Source organism: Xylanibacter ruminicola, from assembly GCF_900142525.1.
GTDB classification, from domain to species: domain Bacteria; phylum Bacteroidota; class Bacteroidia; order Bacteroidales; family Bacteroidaceae; genus Prevotella; species Prevotella ruminicola_A.
Genome location: NZ_FRBD01000054.1, coordinates 1 through 1549, shown reverse-complemented (window position 1 = coordinate 1549; position 1549 = coordinate 1). Strand labels below are relative to the sequence as shown.

The 1549-nt window shown below is 44.4% G+C and carries 4 protein-coding genes; all 4 read right to left on the bottom strand.

Annotation, left to right across the window (positions count from 1 at the left end; genetic code table 11):
* Positions 1–141: 141 nt before the first annotated feature.
* Complete coding sequence (locus tag BUB86_RS16855) at positions 142–549, bottom strand: putative toxin-antitoxin system toxin component, PIN family (protein ID WP_028903528.1); 408 nt, start codon at positions 547–549, stop codon at positions 142–144.
* Positions 546–782, bottom strand: a complete 237-nt coding sequence (locus BUB86_RS16850; protein ID WP_028903529.1) for a hypothetical protein — start codon at positions 780–782, stop codon at positions 546–548. Before BUB86_RS16850 ends, BUB86_RS16855 begins: the two co-directional genes overlap by 4 nt.
* 203 nt (positions 783–985) lie before the next feature.
* Positions 986–1087 (bottom strand): smalltalk protein, encoded by a 102-nt coding sequence (locus BUB86_RS17810; protein WP_175549540.1) that lies wholly within the window; start codon positions 1085–1087, stop codon positions 986–988.
* Positions 1088–1138: 51 nt separating this feature from the next.
* On the bottom strand, positions 1139–1549 hold a 411-nt coding region (locus tag BUB86_RS16845; RefSeq protein ID WP_073211892.1), incomplete at its 5' end, for a hypothetical protein.

Here is a 1549-nt window from a genome sequence, read left to right as displayed (position 1 = left end):
TTTTTTGTGCGTAAATATTTGCTTGGTTCAAGGAAAATAAGTACCTTTGCTCTACTAAAACCAAATAAAAACAGAATAGAACAATGAATATTATGAAGTTCTGAAAATGGGATGGAAGATTGAAATCGTAAAATAGTGAAGCTATCGCAGAATACTCAGAAACTCGTCAATATCAATAACCTCGATTTTGGGGAATGGAGTATTGCGGAGAACATCGTAATGATGGTCTTGGGTTACGATGTATTTTGCGTTGGCTTTAAAGGCACAATCCACGAACTTGTCATCGTCAGGATCGGCTGTGATAAGCCGAAGATGATAATACACCTGAACCATTCTAGTATTTGGAAGGTCGAGAAGGGCTTGAATGATGTTGGATGCAATCTGAGGACCAACCTTTTGGGTAAGAATCTCTTCGTATTCGGCCAAGATCTCATTGGTAACGCAAAGAGTATATTTGCCATCTACGAAATCTCGCCAGACGGGATAGTATTGGCTGCGACGCGAGAGAGACATCAGCAGACAATTGGTATCAAGAACGATGTTCATCATTGGTTATATGGCGTGCGCATGTGTTCGTTCTTCCATTCTTCAATGACGGTATCATTGATTTTGCCTTCGTCCCAAAGACGATCCATGGCATCTTCTGCCTGCTTGGCGAAATACTGTCCGAGCAAGCGGCGAATGTCTTTCATCTCCTCTTCTGATTTGACTCTGGAAATAAGTTCCAGCATCTCAATCTGGAATGGGGTGAATGGCGATGACTGTAAATTTGGTGCATCCATATTCAATCTCCTTTTATGTTATGTTTGGGTGCAAATGTACGATAAATATGCGAAATATGCAAATAATTAGCTAAAAACTTGAAAATATCGCAATTGATGAAAAAAAAGAACTGTTCACTTTGACTGAACGAATAACTATTATTATCCTGATGGGGATGAGGAACAAGCATTTCTGCCCGTTCCTCTCTTCTGGGTTGTTGTTGCTACATCCCCATACAAGATGTTGCTCCCAGTGCCGTCACAATGGCCGTAGCCACAGATGCAATAATCTGCACGATAAATTTAATGGTTTCTTTCTTGGTCATGGTTGATTTTGAATTTTAATGGTTAATACTTTCGGTGGTACCCCCGATTACTTAATCCCCCGGATTAGGCGTGTAGCCACCAGTTGGCCCATCGTCCTCCTCGCTACCCGAATCCTCTACCAGCGCACCTGCAAACGCCTCGGCATTCACGAACTCAGCCTTCTTGATGAACTCGCGACTGGAGATGTTCATCTCCTGTTCGCCCTCAGGCATGAATCGGATGTGCAGGGCCTTCAAGTTCTTCTGCACATTGAAGTCCTCCTTCTTTGCGCATCCACCCTCCTGGTTCTCGAGGGTGGTGAAGAAGGTACCCAGACCCTCAATCTTCACACGCTTGCTCTCCAGCAGCATCTCTACCAGACAGCTGCGGAACTTCTCCAGCACACCAAACACCACGTCGCTGGTGTACACGCTACCATGCTCACTGATGTGGTTGGCCAGCTTGCGGGTGTTCATGGTTTC

Coding starts and splice junctions, on each gene's coding strand:
- BUB86_RS16855 (WP_028903528.1), bottom strand. CDS start 549: ATGATGAACATCGTTCTTGATACCAATTGTCTGCTGATGTCTCTCTCG.
- BUB86_RS16850 (WP_028903529.1), bottom strand. CDS start 782: ATGGATGCACCAAATTTACAGTCATCGCCATTCACCCCATTCCAGATT.
- BUB86_RS17810 (WP_175549540.1), bottom strand. CDS start 1,087: ATGACCAAGAAAGAAACCATTAAATTTATCGTGCAGATTATTGCATCT.